Here is a 13661-nt window from a genome sequence, read left to right on the forward strand (position 1 = left end):
GGGATCCTTTCCGGGATTACGCGTCCCAGTTCGAAGGGTTCGCGGCGGATGTCGGGTCTGACTTGACACAGTGGCGCGACCGTTCTGGATTCTCACCAGATTCCTTCGCCCGCCGATTACACCAGTGCATCCTAAACGGATCGGCCCGGCGGTGCGCCGCGGACCCGCAAAGCCCCGACGACGCGAAGCGGGCGGCTACCCCGCCTGGGGTAACCGCCCGCCGTCGTCGTATCTGCTACTCGGTCGCGCCGGCAGCGCCTGCTGCGCCCGCCTGAGCGAGATCCGGCTCGGCCGCCGGGGTGGGCTTCTTGGTGCCCTTGAACGTGAACACCGCGTCCTCGCCTGCGCTCTCGCCGTCCCAGTTGTCGACGTCGACCGTGACGAGCTGGCCGGGGCCGACCTCCTCGAAGAGGATCTTCTCCGACAGCTGGTCCTCGATCTCGCGCTGGATGGTGCGCCGCAGCGGCCGCGCACCCAGCACCGGATCGAACCCGCGCTTGGCCAGCAGGGCCTTCGCCTTGTCCGTGAGCTCCATCGCCATGTCCTTGGCCTTGAGCTGCTTGGAGACCCGGCCGATCATCAGGTCGACCATCTTGATGATCTCTTCCCTGGTCAGCTGGTGGAAGACGATGATGTCGTCGATGCGGTTGAGGAACTCCGGGCGGAAGTGCTTCTTCAGCTCGTCGTTGACCTTCTGCTTCATCCGCTCGTAGTCGTTCGCACCGCCACCCTGGGTGAAGCCGAGGCCGACAGCCTTGCTGATATCGCTCGTGCCCAGGTTGGACGTGAAGATCAGCACGGTGTTCTTGAAGTCGACCGTGCGGCCCTGACCGTCGGTCAAACGGCCGTCTTCGAGCACCTGCAGCAGGCTGTTGTAGATCTCCTGGTGGGCCTTCTCGATCTCGTCGAAGAGCACCACGGAGAACGGCTTGCGGCGCACCTTCTCGGTGAGCTGACCGCCCTCCTCGTAGCCGACGTAGCCCGGAGGGGCGCCGAACAGCCGCGAGGCGGTGAAGCGGTCGTGGAACTCGCCCATGTCGATCTGGATGAGCGCGTCGTCGTCGCCGAACAGGAAGTTGGCCAGCGCCTTGGACAGCTCGGTCTTACCGACACCGGACGGGCCGGCGAAGATGAACGAGCCCGACGGCCGCTTCGGGTCCTTCAACCCGGCGCGGGTACGGCGGATCGCCTTGGAGACCGCCTTGACGGCGTCCTCCTGACCGATGATCCGCTTGTGGATCTCGTCCTCCATGCGCAGCAGCCGAGTGGTCTCCTCCTCGGTCAGCTTGAACACCGGGATACCGGTCCAGTTGCCGAGCACCTCAGCGATCTGCTCGTCGTCGACCTCGGCGACCACATCGAGATCGCCTGAACGCCACTGCTTCTCACGCTCGGCGCGCTGAGCGACCAACTGCTTCTCGCGGTCGCGCAGGCTCGCCGCCTTCTCGAAGTCCTGCGCATCGATCGCGGACTCCTTCTCGCGGCGGGCGTCGGCGATCTTCTCGTCGAACTCGCGCAGGTCCGGCGGAGCGGTCATGCGGCGGATCCGCATCCGGGCACCGGCCTCGTCGATCAGGTCGATCGCCTTGTCCGGCAGGAACCGGTCGTTGATGTAGCGGTCGGCCAGCGTGGCCGCCGCGACCATCGCCGAGTCGGTGATCGACACGCGGTGGTGCGCCTCGTAGCGGTCGCGCAGACCCTTGAGGATCTCGATGGTGTGCTCGACCGTCGGCTCGCCGACCTGAACCGGCTGGAACCGGCGCTCCAGAGCGGCGTCCTTCTCGATGTACTTGCGGTACTCGTCGAGCGTGGTCGCGCCGATGGTCTGCAGCTCGCCGCGGGCCAGCTTCGGCTTGAGGATGCTGGCCGCGTCGATCGCGCCCTCGGCGGCACCGGCACCGACGAGCGTGTGCAGCTCATCGATGAACAGGATGATGTCGCCGCGGGTGTTGATCTCCTTGAGCACCTTCTTCAGGCGTTCCTCGAAGTCACCGCGGTAGCGGCTGCCGGCCACCAGCGAGCCGAGGTCCAGCGTGTAGAGCTGCTTGTCCTTCAGCGTCTCCGGTACCTCGCCGTGCACGATGGCCTGGGCCAGGCCCTCGACGACGGCGGTCTTGCCGACACCGGGCTCGCCGATCAGCACCGGGTTGTTCTTGGTGCGGCGGGACAGCACCTGCATGACCCGCTCGATTTCCTTCTCTCGGCCGATGACCGGGTCGAGCTTGCCCTCCATCGCGGCGGCGGTCAGGTTGCGGCCGAACTGGTCGAGCACCAGCGAGGTGGACGGGTTGCCCGCCTCGCCGCCCCGGCCGCCGGTGCCTGCCTCCGCGGTCTCCTTTCCCTGGTAGCCGCTCAGCAGCTGGATCACCTGCTGGCGCACCCGGGTCAGTTCGGCGCCCAACTTGACCAGCACCTGGGCGGCGACACCCTCGCCCTCACGGATGAGGCCGAGCAGGATGTGCTCGGTGCCGATGTAGTTGTGGCCGAGCTGCAGCGCCTCGCGCAGGCTCAGTTCCAGCACCTTCTTGGCGCGCGGGGTGAAGGGGATGTGGCCCGACGGCGCCTGCTGGCCCTGGCCGATGATCTCCTCGACCTGGCTGCGCACGCCCTCCAGCGAGATGCCCAGCGACTCCAGCGACTTGGCCGCTACGCCCTCGCCCTCATGAATAAGTCCCAGCAGGATGTGCTCGGTGCCGATGTAGTTGTGGTTGAGCATCCGGGCCTCTTCCTGAGCCAGGACGACGACCCTGCGGGCACGGTCGGTGAATCTCTCGAACATCGGTGCTTACCTGCTCTCCATCAATAGGTCGGCGCCGCGCGCCCCGAAGGGTCTCTCGGAATACGCACCACACCTGCCGTCCACTGTAATGGGCGGCGCTCCCCGGTGCCCCGCCTGCCGGTCTGCTCTCAGCGGACAGCGGACACTCGATTTGCGCATCGGGGTGGATACCCGACGCTATCGATTAGCAACGCGCTGAAGGGGGCTTTCGTTTCCCTGTTCGGGCCGCGGCCGTTCGCGCCTAGCGAACGAGTGCGGTGCTGGACGGCCGGCCACGGACGACGCTCGAAGGGTCGTGTGCCGGCAACGGCCGATTATGTTGCCGCGTGGAAGGCGTCGATGACGTCGGCCGGAATTCGTCCGCGAGTCGACACATTGTGTCCGTTGCGACGGGCCCACTCCCGGATCGCGGCGCTCTGCTCTCGGTCGATCGCCGCGCGCCCCCGTCCGGACCCGGCCGAACGCCCGCGCCGACGGCCCCCCACCCGACGACCCGCCTCAACCCATTGTTTGAGGTCGTTGCGCAACTTCGTCGCGTTTTTCGAAGAAAGGTCGATCTCGTAGCTCACCCCATCGAGGCCGAATTCAACCGTCTCATCAGCCGCACCATCGCCGTCGAAATCATCGACAAGCGTGACGGTCACTTTCTTGGCCATTGGCCCACACTGCCCTTCTGCACGAGCTTAGATCAGTAGTTAATACTCGAACCCCCGCACCAATGTGCCATATAAGTGTGCGCCATTCAACAAGATCGCACCAGCAGCAGTTCAGTTACCATGGCGGCGAACAATCGGGAACAAAACCGTCTCCCTAATCGACAGGCCCGTCAAAGCCATCAACAACCTATCGATGCCCATTCCGGTACCCGTTGACGGTGGCATCGCATACTCCAATGCAGCCAGGAAATCCTCGTCGAGAACCATTGCCTCGTCATCACCCGCGGCCGCCGCACTGGCTTGTGCCGCAAATCTTTCCCGTTGAATTACCGGGTCGATGAGTTCGGAGTAGCCGGTCGCCAACTCGATGTGACGGATGTAGAGGTCCCACTTTTCTGTGACTCCGGGAACACTGCGATGTGCGCGGGTCAGCGGGGTCGTTTCGACGGGAAAGTCCCGGACGAACGTCGGCGCCCACAGGGTGCTGCCGACGGCGTGCTCCCAAAGTTCCTCGACCAGTTTGCCGTGTCCGTAACCGCGGTCACGCGGAATCTCGACGCCGAGGCGGTCGGCGATCGCCCATAACCGCTCGGCAGTGGTTTCCGGCGAGATCTCTTCTCCGAGCGCTTCTGATAGCGAGGGATACATTTCCAGGGACTGCCATTCCCCGTCCAGATCGTAGACCGTGCCATCCGGCAATGGCACCTCTCTAGTCCCGATAGCCTCATCCGCAACTTCTTGAATAAGCTCACGGGTCATGACGGCGGAATCGTCGTAGGTACCGTAGGCCTGATAAGTCTCGAGCATCGCAAATTCGGGGGAATGCGTAGAATCCGCGCCTTCATTTCGGAACACACGATTCAGCTCGAAGACTCGCTCGAATCCGCCCACCAACGCTCGCTTGAGGAACAGTTCCGGCGCGATACGAAGATAGAGGTCGGAGTCGAGTGCATTGGAGTGCGTCACGAACGGGCGCGCCGCCGCTCCGCCGGCGAGCGTTTGCAGCATCGGCGTCTCGACTTCGAGGAACCCGCGCCGTTCGAGCGCGGACCGCACCGCGCGCACCACGGCCACGCGCCGGCGCGCGATGGTGCGGGCCTCCGGGCGCACGATCAGGTCGACGTACCGCTGACGCACCCGTGCTTCTTCACTCATCTCCTTGTGGGCGACCGGCAGCGGTCGCAGCGCCTTGGAAATGATTTGCCAGGATTCCGCAAGCACAGACAATTCCCCGCGCCGCGAGCTGATGATCTCGCCGCGGATGAAGACGATGTCACCGAGATCGACGTCGGCCTTCCACGCGTCCAGCGAGTCCTGCCCGACCCGGTCGAGGCTGAGCATGGCCTGAAGGTGGGTGCCGTCGCCCTCCTGCAGGGTTGCGAAGCACAGCTTGCCCGAGTTCCTGGCGAACATCACCCGACCGGCGACGCCGACGATGTCGCCGGTCGTCGTATCGGCGGCCAGTTCGGGATAAGCCCGGCGGATCTCGGCCAGCGAGTGGGTGCGCGCCACCTCCACCGGGTACGGCTCGCGGCCCTCGGCGAGCAGCCGCTCACGCTTGGCCTGCCGGATCCGGTACTGCTCCGGGATGTCATCCGGAAGTGCGGAGTCGGCTCCGGTATCGGGCGAGTCAGGTGCGGTCACGTCGTGCCAGCTTAAATGAACCCATGACGGCCCCCATCAGCGCGACGGCGGTGGCCGCGCTGGCCGACGAGGCGCTGGACTGGAGATTCAAGGGCCTGCCGGCCGCCTGGTGGGGACACACCGTCGCGCAGGTGCGGGCGCGCACGCCCGAATTGTTCGCCGACGGGGCCGTCGGCCCGGTCGGTGTGCTGCACGCCGAGGCGTTGACGCACAACCTCGAGACGATGGCGCGCTGGTGCGCCGACCACGGCGTGCTGCTGGCTCCACACGGCAAGACGCATATGGCGCCGGCACTGCTGGCCCGTCAGCTCGAGGCCGGCGCGTGCGCCGTCACCGCCGCCACCGTCAGCCAGATCCGGGTGTTCCGGGCGTTCGGCGTGCGTGAGGTGATCCTCGCCAACGAGCTCGTTGATACGGCCGGACTACGTTGGCTTGCAGCCGAACTCGACGCCGATGCCGACTTCAGGCTGACGTGCTGGGTGGACTCGGTGCGCGGGGTCTCGTTGATGACGGCGGCGTTGACGGCGGCCGGGGCGGGCAGGCCGGTGGACGTGTGTGTCGAGATCGGCATGCCGGACGGGCGCACGGGCTGCCGCGACGCCGAGACGGTCGACGAGGTCGCGCGGGCGGCCGCCGCGTCGCCGCGACTGCGGCTGGTCGGGGTGGCCGGCTACGAGGCGGCCCTCGGCCACGACCTGACCGTCGAGGCGGTCGCGCGGGTGCAGTCGCATCTCGCGCAGCTGCGCGGCGCCGTGGTGCGGATCGCACCTCTGGTGCAGAGCGACGCCGTCGTGGCGACGGCAGGCGGCAGCACGTACTTCGACCTCGTCGCAGACGCGCTGACCGACTGGCCCGCCGGGCTGTCGGTGGTCCCGATCGTGCGCAGCGGGTGCTATCTCGCCCACGACGACGGCCTCTACGGACGCACCTCACCGCTCCGAGGCGAGCTGCGGCCGGCGCTCAGCGTCTGGGCCCAGGTGATGTCACGCCCTCAGGCCGGCCTCGCGCTGCTGACGATGGGCCGCCGCGACGTGTCCTTCGACCAGGATCTGCCGATGCCGTACGGATTACCCGCCAGCCGCGTCACCAAGCTCAACGACCAGCACGCCTATCTGCGGCTCGGCGACGGCGACAGCGTCGAGATCGGTGACTGGGTGCAGTTCGGCATCTCACATCCCTGCACGGTCTTCGACAAGTGGCCGATGATCCCGGTGCTCGACGATCGCGGCCGCGTCGTCGACCTGATCCGCACGTTCTTCTAGTGGTTCCGCTACCGAGCCGGCTTGAGGCGGCCGCGCTGGCTGTCGCGGTTGCGCTCGAACACCAACCGCAACCCGTTGAGGGTGAGGTGCTGGTCGTAGTGCCCGACGGTGCGCATGTCGGGCAGCAGTAGCGGCGCGATGTGCCCGGTCGCCACGACCGCGACGTCGCTGCCCGCGAAACCGTCGACGTCGTCGCGGATCCGCTGCACCAGGCCGTCGACAAGCCCTGCGAAGCCGAAGACCGCGCCGGCCTGCATGCATTCCACGGTGTTCTTGCCGATCACCGACCGCGGCCTGGTCAGCTCGACGCGGCGCAGCGCGGCCCCCCTGGCGGCCGATGCGTCGGTGGACACCTCCACCCCCGGTGCGATCGCGCCGCCGAGGAACTCACCCTTGGCCGACACCACATCGACGCAGATCGACGAGCCGAAGTCGACGACGATCGCCGCGGTGCCGAACCGGTGATAGGCCGCCAGGCAGTTGACGATGCGGTCGGCGCCCACCTCCTTGGGATTGTCCACCAACAGCGGGATGCCGGTCCGCACTCCCGGCTCGATCAGCACATGCGGGACGGACGGCCAGTACTGGTCGAGCATCTCGCGCAGCTCGTGCAACACCGACGGGACCGTCGACAGGCCGGCGGCACCGGTCAGCTGTTCGGAGTCGTCACCGATCAGTCCGTCGATGGTCAGCGCCAACTCGTCGGCGGTCACCTCGGACTCGGTGCGAATCCGCCACTGCTGCACCACTTTCGCGTGCTCGGCATTGCCAGACACCAGCCCCACGACGGTGTGGGTGTTGCGGACGTCGATCGCGAGCAGCACGGGTACTACCGCGGGGACATCAGCTCGGCCGCGTCGGCCGGCACGAAGGCGGGGTCGTGACCGAGGTCGATCTGCCTGTTGTCGGCGTCGACGAACACGATGCGGGGTTGGTAGCTGCGCGCCTCGGCGTCCTCCATCGTGCCGTAGGCGATCAAAATCACCAGATCGCCGGGATGCACCAGATGCGCTGCCGCGCCGTTGATCCCGATCACACCGCTGCCGCGCTCACCGGTGATCGCATACGTCACCAGCCGCGCTCCGTTGTCGATGTCGACGATCGTGACCTGTTCACCCTCGAGCAGATCGGCGGCATCCATCAGGTCTGCGTCGATGGTGACCGAGCCGACGTAGTGCAGATCGGCCTGCGTCACCGTGGCACGGTGGATCTTCGACTTCAGCATCGTCCGTAACATCAATTCCTCCACGGTAATTCGTGTTCGTCGTATTCGACCTGTGGGCCGACACCGGACGGCGTGCCGATGTCGATGGCAATGTTGTCCAGAAGGCGGGTATGACCCAGCCGGCCCGCGATGAGCATGCGCGCGGCGCCCTCGGCCGGTGGCGGCCCGAGACTGGGGTCGCGCACCTCGAGGTAGTCGACGTCGATGGCGGGTACCTCGTCCAGCACGGCGCGCGCGGCATCCAGCGCCGCCGCCGTGCCCTCCCCTGCGGCGTACATGCCGGCCAGCAGCGCCGCCGACAGCGCGCCGGCGTTCTCGCGCTGCACCTCGTCGAGATAGCGGTTGCGCGAGGACATCGCCAGGCCGTCGGCCTCCCGCGCGATCGGCACCCCGACGATCTGGACGTCCACGTTGAGGTCGGCGACCATCTGGCGGATCAACGCCAGCTGCTGATAGTCCTTCTCGCCGAAGAATGCACGGTCGGGGCGGACGATGTTGAGCAGTTTGAGCACCACGGTCAGCACGCCCGCGAAATGCATTGGACGAGAAGCGCCTTCGAGCTCTGCACCGAGCGGTCCGGGATGCACCGAGGTGCGGGTGCCGTCGGGGTACATGTCGGCGGCGGTCGGGGTGAAGGCGATCTCCACCCCCTCGGCACGCAGCGCGGCGAGGTCGTCGTCCAGCGTGCGCGGATACGCGTCGAGGTCCTCGTGCGCCCCGAACTGCAGCGGGTTGACGAAGATCGACACCACCACGACGGCGCCCTGGACCCGCTTGGCGGAGCGGATCAACGACAGGTGGCCCTCGTGGAGCGCACCCATGGTCGGCACCAGCATCACTCGGCGGCCGGTGGCGCGCAGCGCCTTGGTGACATCCGAGACGTCGCCAGGTTTGGAGTACACGTTCAACTCGGCGGCCGTGAACTTCGGTTGGCGTCCGATCATGAGCGGCCCGATGAATCCGAGTACACCGCAAAGACCTCCTTGGGCGCGTGCGCGCGCTGGGCGGTGCGCAGCGAGTTCGTCCGGTACGCCTGGGCGATCTCCGGGTCGACCTCCTCGAGCGCCTGCAGGTGGCCCGCCACCGCGGCCGCGTCGCCGCGCGCGACCGGCCCGGTCAACGCGGCCTGCCCGCGCTGCAGCGCGTTCTCCAGCGACGCGCGCGCCAGCGGGCCGACGACCCGTTCGGCGATGCCGCCGGGTGCCTCGCCGACCAGTTCCTGGCCCAGCAGCTCCTGCCCCCACAGCGCGGAGCGCAGCGCCTCGACCGCATCGAGCAGCACGGTCACCACGTGGTTGCTCGCGTGCGCCAGCGCCGCGTGATAGAGCGTGCGGGCGTCCTCGCGGACCCGGAACGGCTCGCCGCCGATCTCGAGCACCAGCGACTGGGCGATCGCATATCCGACCTCGTCGGCCGCCGTGACGCCGAAGCAGGCGTCGGGCAGCCGCTCGATGTCCTCGTCGGCGCCCGTGAACGTCATCGCCGGATGGATCGCCAGCGGAATGCAGCCCTGCTCGGCCAGGGGGGCCAGCACCGCGATCCCGTTGGCTCCGGAGGTGTGCGCGACGATCGTGCCCTGGCGCACCGCCCCGGTGGCGGCCAGTCCCGAGACCAGCTCGGCGAGCACCATGTCGGGCACGGCCAGCAGGAGCAGTTCGGCGCGGGCGGCCACCTCGTCGACGGGCAGCACCGCGGTGTCGGGCAGCCTGCGCCGCGCGCGCTCGCGGGACGCCTGCGACACCGCGCTGCACGCGACCACGACGTGCTCGGCGCGCTCGAGCGCGACGCCGAGCGCGGACCCGACGCGACCAGCGGAAACAATGCCGATCGTGAGCCGCGCCGGACGGAATCCGTCGGCGGTCCCCATGGAAACCACGAAGCCGACCTCGCTGAAAGTGTCAAAGTGTGTCGTTCCGGTCCTGCCATGCGGGTACCGGACGGTCGCTTAAAGGTTAGCTCACTCCTCGCGGCGGCGGCGACGGCCACCCGGGCTGGGGGTGGCCTGCAGCCGCGCCAGCAGGTCGGCGACCGACTGTCCGCCGGTGTCGGCGTCGTCGGCGCTGCGGTGCCGCCGCCTTTCGGTCTCGCCCGCCGATGGCTCGGGACGCGGCGGCGGTTGGGCCGGTTCGGCGGCCAGTGTCGGCGGCGCCCCTGGCCGGCCGGGGTCGGCGACGTCGGAGGGTGCGGAGTGGCGGCCGCGGGGCGGCTCCGGCGGCGGCGTCGCCATCGTGGGGTGGATCTCGGTCGGCCGGGCGTCGGGCTCCGGTGCACGCCGTCTCCCGACATACTCCGCCGCCGAGCCGTTCTCGACCGGCGCCACCCAGTTGCTGCCCGGCGCGCCCGCCGGGATCCACTGCCCGTCGGCGGGCGCGGGCTGCCATTCGGCGGCGGGCCCCGGCCGCCATTCGGCGACGGGCTCCGGCTGGGGTGGTGGTGGCGGCGGCGGGGCCGGTGGTGGTTGCGGTTCCGGTTGCGGCGGCGGCGACCACTGCGGCGGCTGCTCGGCCCCGTGCCGGCCGACCTCCCGCTCCATGTCCGACGGCCTGCGGTGGGCGCCGCCCGGCGCGGCGGTCGGCGGCGGGGACGCCCACTCGTACTCCGGCGGATGAGGTTCGGCGGGCACGTCGATGATCGGGCTTTCCTCGGTGCGCACGTCGGTGTCGCCGCCGTACTCGGCGTCGATGCGACTGCTGGTGACGCGCCCGGTGGTCTCGGCGTCGCGCGCCCAGTCGCTGTACGCCCTCACGGTGGTGCGCTCGTTCTCGATCGCAGGCCGATGCGACAGGTCGGCGTCGAACAGGATCTCGAGGTTGGCGCGCAGCGCGGCCAGTTCGGCCCGCAGGCCGGCCACCTCGTCGGCGGCCTGCGCCCGCACCTCCGAGGCCAGCTCGCGGCGCAGCTGCGACTCCAGCGACAGCTCGTATTCCCGGCGGGCAGAGATCTCGCGGTCCAACTGCAGGTCGTAGACGAGCTTGAGATCGCGCACCTTGGCCTGGTCGACATCGCTTTGTCTGCGGTAGATGACCGACACGAACGCTGCGACGACGGCGGCCCACAACGCGAGGATGACGGCGAGCCTGAGCAGCTCGACCCGGTTGGTGAACACCAGCGCCGAGCTGGCCGCAATGGCCAGCACCAGCAACGCGGTCAGCAGCATCCAACCCGGCCTGCGGCCGCCGCGGCGGGGCCGCGCGCTGCGGGTCGGTTCGGTCATGGGGGCGACTGTACCCGCCACAGGTCACTCCGCGTGTCGACCACTTCGGCGATTCGAGCAGCTAGCGTGCCGAACCCGTTAATCCGTTGCGCCGTCGGCGTTGTCCGGCGGCTCGCCCGGCGACTTGCAGCAATGCTGCAACCACAGCGCAGCAACGACCAGAGCCAGTGCGCACCCTGCCGCCACGGCGGCACCCGCGGTGTCGTCGGCGGCCACGCGCAAAGTCGAGCGCCGCGGCAGCAGGTAGGCCAGGACCCCCGACCACCACCCCAGCACCAGCGCGCCCACCCATGCGGAGGCCTTCGCGATCAGCACCGACCTCGCGACCGCGAGCGGGTGCAGCCACCCCGGGCCGTCACCGATCTCGCCGTCGTTGATCTTGGCGCGGACATAGAACGCCCACCCTGCCTCGGCGATCGCCACCGCCAGCAGCGACACCCCCGTCCACCCGGTGATCGGCGGGAACCAGCGGTACAGCAGCACCACGAGCAGGTAGCTCGCCACCGCGGTGAGCACCGCCGCCGCGGCCAGGTCGCGCTTGCGCGTCGGCCCCATCAGCTCAGCACCAGATCGGTGCGACGAACGCCGTCGCGCTCGGTCCGGTCGAGCGCGGCGAGGACGTCCGCGACGCGACGCGGCTCGCCGTCGACGGTCAACGTGGCGTCAGGCTCGACGGCGAGCCACGGCACCAGCACGAACGCGCGCTGATGCGCCCGCGGATGCGGCAACATCAGCTCCGGGTCGGTGGAGATGACCTCCCGTTCCCCGTCGCGACAGCTGACGATGTCGACGTCCAGCGTGCGCGGCCCCCAGCGCTCGTCGCGCACCCGTTCGGCGGATCTCTCGAACTCCCGCGCGCGGTGCAGCCAGCCGTAGCCGTCCAGGGCCGGTGCGTCGGCGATAACCACCGCGTTGAGGAACGGCCCTTGCTCGACGCCGCCCCAGGGCGCGGTCTCGTAGACCGGCGACGCCGCGAGCAGATCCCCGGCGAGCCCGTCGACCACCGAGCGCAGCAGCGCCAGCCGGTCACCGAGGTTCGAGCCGATGGACAGAACCGCCCTCATCCGTCGGCACCGCCGCGGCCACCTGGGCGCGACCGCCGCGCCACCACCGCGACATCGGCGAACGTCAGTGGGATGGGCGCCGAAGGCTTGTGCAGGACGACCTCCACGGCGTGCACCCGCTCGTCGGTCATCACCTTCTCGGCGATCTCACCGGCGACCGTCTCGATGAGGTCCCGCGGTGGCCCCGCGACGATGTCGGCGGCCTGCTGCGCCAACTCCCCGTAGTCGAGGGTGTCGGCCAGGTCGTCGCTGCCCGCTGCCTGGTGTAGGTCCATCCACACGGTGATGTCGACGACGAAGTCCTGGCCGTCGCGCCGCTCGTGCTCGAAGACCCCGTGGTGTCCTCGAACGGTCAAGCCGCGCAACTCGATTCGATCAGCCATCCGCCCACGCCTCCTGCACCTTCAGTGCGTCGACCGACGCCTGCACGTCGTGCACCCGCACCCCCCACACCCCGTGCAGTGCCGCGAGCGCCGAGATCACCGCCGTCGCGGTCTCCCGGCCGTCCGGCGGCCGCGGCCGGCCGTCGGCGTCGGCCAGCAGCGTGCCCAGGAAGCGTTTGCGCGATGCGCCGACGAGTACCGGTATTCCGGTCGCGACGAACTCCGGCAGCGCCCGCAGCAGCGCCCAGTTGTGCGCGCCTGTCTTGGCGAAGCCGAGTCCCGGGTCGATGATCAGGTTGGCCGGATCCACCCCCGCCGCCACGGCGGCGTCCACGCCGGCGAGCAGTTCGGTGCGCACTTCGGCGACCACGTCGCCGTAGTCGGGCACCGCGTGAGGCCGCTCGGCGCCGACCGACCGCCAATGCATGAGCACCCAGGGCACTTCGGCCTCGGCGAGCAACGGCGCCATGCCGGGATCGGCACGGCCGCCGGACACGTCGTTGACGATCCTGGCGCCGCTCTCCAGGGCCGCCCGCGCCACATCGGCGTGCATGGTGTCGATGCTGACCGTAACACCTTGGCGGACAAGCTCTTTGATGACCGGCAGCACCCGCGAGGTCTCCACCTTGGGGTCGATGCGGGTGGCGCCGGGGCGGGTGGACTCCCCGCCGACGTCGACGATCGCGGCACCGTCGGCGACCAACTGCAAGCCGTGCACGACGGCGCGGTCGCGGTCGAGGAACAGGCCCCCGTCGGAGAAGGAGTCGTCGGTGACGTTGACGACCCCCATGACCCGCACCCGTGTGGAGTTCACTTGCGCAGGATGAGATCCAGCGCCTCGGCCCTCGATGCCTTGTCGGTCTTGAACTGACCGCGGACCGCGGACGTCGTGGTCACTGCGCCCTGCTTGCGGATGCCGCGCATCGCCATGCACAGGTGCTCGGCCTCCATCACCACGATCACCCCGCGCGGGTCGAGCTTGCGCATCAGCGCGTTGGCGACCTGCGCGGTCAAGCGCTCCTGCACCTGCGGGCGCTTGGCGTACAGGTCGACCAGGCGGGCGATCTTCGACAGTCCGGTGACCCGGCCGTCCTCACCCGGGATGTAGCCGACGTGCGCGACGCCGTGGAACGACACCAGGTGGTGTTCGCAGGTCGAGTACATCGGGATCTGCTTGACCAGCACCAGCTCGTCGTGCTGCTCGTCGAACGTGGTGTCCAGCACCGAATCGGGATCGGTGTAGAGCCCGGCGAACACCTCTTTGTACGCCCGCGCGACCCGGGCAGGGGTGGCCTCGAGCCCGTGGCGGTCGGGGTCCTCACCGATCGCGATCAGCAGTTCACGCACCGCGGCCTCGGCGCGCGGCTGGTCGAACTTCGCGGGGTTGAAAACGACAGAGTTGTGCTGCGACTGCGCCATTGAAGCCTCCGTTGA

General features: G+C 68.9%; 14 protein-coding genes. 1 reads left to right on the top strand and 13 read right to left on the bottom strand.

The annotated features are described in order from the left end of the window. Positions 1-235 precede the first annotated feature (235 nt). The 3 genes from clpC1 to lysS form a co-directional block, all read right to left on the bottom strand. Complete coding sequence (gene clpC1 / locus ABGB19_RS09030) at positions 236-2779, bottom strand: ATP-dependent protease ATP-binding subunit ClpC (RefSeq protein ID WP_347685514.1); 2544 nt, start codon at positions 2777-2779, stop codon at positions 236-238. Between the two features lie 314 nt (positions 2780-3093). Then, a complete protein-coding gene (gene lsr2 / locus ABGB19_RS09035) occupies positions 3094-3435 on the bottom strand; it encodes a histone-like nucleoid-structuring protein Lsr2 (RefSeq protein ID WP_347685515.1) in 342 nt (113 codons plus the stop codon). Between the two features lie 111 nt (positions 3436-3546). After that, positions 3547-5079 (bottom strand): lysine--tRNA ligase, encoded by a 1533-nt coding sequence (lysS, locus tag ABGB19_RS09040; RefSeq protein WP_347685516.1) that lies wholly within the window; start codon positions 5077-5079, stop codon positions 3547-3549. Between the two features lie 23 nt (positions 5080-5102). Here lysS and ABGB19_RS09045 point away from each other — a divergent pair, with 23 nt between their 5' ends. Continuing rightward, positions 5103-6341 carry an alanine racemase gene (locus ABGB19_RS09045; protein WP_347685517.1) on the top strand — a complete coding sequence of 413 codons (1239 nt, stop codon included), beginning with the start codon at positions 5103-5105 and terminating at the stop codon, positions 6339-6341. 8 nt (positions 6342-6349) lie between these two features. Here the strand turns inward: ABGB19_RS09045 and ABGB19_RS09050 are convergent, their stop codons facing one another. The 10 genes from ABGB19_RS09050 to folE all read right to left on the bottom strand — a co-directional run bounded on the left by ABGB19_RS09050 (position 6350) and on the right by folE (position 13646). Beyond that, positions 6350-7165, bottom strand: coding sequence for a type III pantothenate kinase (locus ABGB19_RS09050; RefSeq protein ID WP_347685518.1), 816 nt, complete (start codon positions 7163-7165; stop codon positions 6350-6352). A 5-nt stretch (positions 7166-7170) separates the two neighbouring features. Then, on the bottom strand, positions 7171-7578 hold the full coding sequence (gene panD, locus ABGB19_RS09055; RefSeq protein ID WP_347685519.1) for an aspartate 1-decarboxylase: 408 nt from the start codon (positions 7576-7578) through the stop codon (positions 7171-7173). After that, complete coding sequence (gene panC, locus ABGB19_RS09060) at positions 7578-8510, bottom strand: pantoate--beta-alanine ligase (protein ID WP_347685520.1); 933 nt, start codon at positions 8508-8510, stop codon at positions 7578-7580. The genes panD and panC overlap by 1 nt, the downstream gene beginning before the upstream one ends. Further along, positions 8507-9433 carry a DUF2520 domain-containing protein gene (locus tag ABGB19_RS09065; protein ID WP_347685677.1) on the bottom strand — a complete coding sequence of 309 codons (927 nt, stop codon included), beginning with the start codon at positions 9431-9433 and terminating at the stop codon, positions 8507-8509. The genes panC and ABGB19_RS09065 overlap by 4 nt, the downstream gene beginning before the upstream one ends. Before the next feature lie 90 nt (positions 9434-9523). Beyond that, positions 9524-10780, bottom strand: a complete 1257-nt coding sequence (locus tag ABGB19_RS09070) for a DUF6779 domain-containing protein (protein ID WP_347685521.1) — start codon at positions 10778-10780, stop codon at positions 9524-9526. A gap of 78 nt (positions 10781-10858) precedes the next feature. Further along, positions 10859-11335, bottom strand: a complete 477-nt coding sequence (locus ABGB19_RS09075) for a DUF3180 domain-containing protein (protein ID WP_347685522.1) — start codon at positions 11333-11335, stop codon at positions 10859-10861. Continuing rightward, entirely contained in the window at positions 11335-11844 is a 510-nt protein-coding gene (gene folK, locus ABGB19_RS09080) for a 2-amino-4-hydroxy-6-hydroxymethyldihydropteridine diphosphokinase (RefSeq protein ID WP_347685523.1), read from the bottom strand. The genes ABGB19_RS09075 and folK overlap by 1 nt, the downstream gene beginning before the upstream one ends. Then, positions 11841-12227 carry a dihydroneopterin aldolase gene (gene folB / locus ABGB19_RS09085; RefSeq protein ID WP_347685524.1) on the bottom strand — a complete coding sequence of 129 codons (387 nt, stop codon included), beginning with the start codon at positions 12225-12227 and terminating at the stop codon, positions 11841-11843. The genes folK and folB overlap by 4 nt, the downstream gene beginning before the upstream one ends. Continuing rightward, complete coding sequence (folP, locus tag ABGB19_RS09090) at positions 12220-13041, bottom strand: dihydropteroate synthase (protein WP_347685525.1); 822 nt, start codon at positions 13039-13041, stop codon at positions 12220-12222. Before folP ends, folB begins: the two co-directional genes overlap by 8 nt. Continuing rightward, entirely contained in the window at positions 13038-13646 is a 609-nt protein-coding gene (folE, locus tag ABGB19_RS09095; protein WP_347685526.1) for a GTP cyclohydrolase I FolE, read from the bottom strand. The genes folP and folE overlap by 4 nt, the downstream gene beginning before the upstream one ends. Positions 13647-13661 lie beyond the last annotated feature (15 nt).

Origin of the sequence: Mycobacterium sp. B14F4 (assembly GCF_039871645.1) — a bacterium.
Lineage (GTDB): Bacteria > Actinomycetota > Actinomycetes > Mycobacteriales > Mycobacteriaceae > Mycobacterium.